Origin of the sequence: Methyloversatilis discipulorum (genome assembly GCF_018780585.1) — a bacterium.
In the GTDB taxonomy this organism is placed as follows: Bacteria; Pseudomonadota; Gammaproteobacteria; order Burkholderiales; family Rhodocyclaceae; genus Methyloversatilis; species Methyloversatilis discipulorum_B.
The window spans coordinates 1-1,154 of sequence record NZ_JADMJL010000077.1; the positions used below are offsets into that span (position 1 = coordinate 1).

At 67.7% G+C, this 1,154-nt stretch carries 1 protein-coding gene; it reads left to right on the forward strand.

Translation table 11 applies throughout. The features are described from left to right. Positions 1 to 234 precede the first annotated feature (234 nt). A partial coding sequence (locus tag IV112_RS21255; protein WP_304007116.1) for a transposase occupies positions 235 to 1,154 on the forward strand: 920 nt, incomplete at its 3' end.

Sequence of the window (1,154 nt, forward strand, 5' to 3'; positions counted from 1 at the left end):
CCGGAATTGTCTGTTCGCGACTCGGTAGAGACTGTGTGGCCGGTTTGCGGGTTTCGGGGCGGCCACCCCGAAACCCGCATCCGCTGGCGCGACCGACCCGGAATCGAGCGCAATGCTCGTCGTCATTGAGGTCCGTCGGCGGAGCCGGCTTCGTCTTGCTTGGTGACTTGAAAGGGCCGGCGTCCATTGGTCGATGGACGGCGCGCCCGCAGACAATTCGAAGCGAGGCCGATCATGACTTCAAAGGTCGATTCCGTCGAGAGTGCGCGCGTTCTCGGGCTGGATGTGGGCAAGGCGCAGGTTGCGCTCCACGATCCGGTCAGCGGCCGCACGCAGCTGATTGCAAACACGTTCAAAGCCTTGCGTGAGGCGCTCGCCGCCTTCGCCGACTACGATCTGGCGGTCTGCGAAACCACCGGCGGCTACGAGCGGGCGGCGCTGGACGCCTGTTTAGCCGCCGGCGTTCCCGCCCATCGCGCCGATGCGGCGCGCGTGAAAGCGTTCATCGCCAGTCATGGCGGGCGCGCCAAGACCGATCCCATCGACGCCGCATGGCTCGCGCGTTACGGCGCCGAACGCGGGGCCTGCCTGCGCCGGTGGACCCCGCCCGATCCCGCGCGGGCCGCGTTCGCCGCCCTCGTGCGGTTGCGCCAGGACACGCTCGTGCAGCGCACGCAGACCAAAAATCGCCGCGCCGCGCCCAGTTGCGGGCCGGAAGCGCCGTTCCTGGACGCCCAGATCGTCTTCTTCGAAACTCAAATCGCAGCACTCGACGCCGCCATCGACACCGCGTTGCGCCAGACCGACGATCTCGCCGAAGCCGAAACGAAACTGCGCGCCATTCCCGGCATCGGCCCGGTCGCAGCCCGCACCCTGCTGGCGTTGCTGCCCGAGCTCGGCGCCCTGTCGGTGAAACAAGCGGCAAGCCTGGCCGGGCTTGCGCCCCATCCCCGCGACAGCGGTCAGACCAACAAACGCCGACGCATGACCGGAGGCCGCCAGGGTCTCAAACCCACGCTCTTCATGGCCGCGCTCAGCGCCGCGCGAACCCACCCCAGGCTCAAGCTCTTCTACAACCGTCTCATCGAAGCGGGAAAACCCAAACGTCTCGCTCTCGCCGCCGTCGCGCGAAAACTCGTCGTCTTCGCCAACGC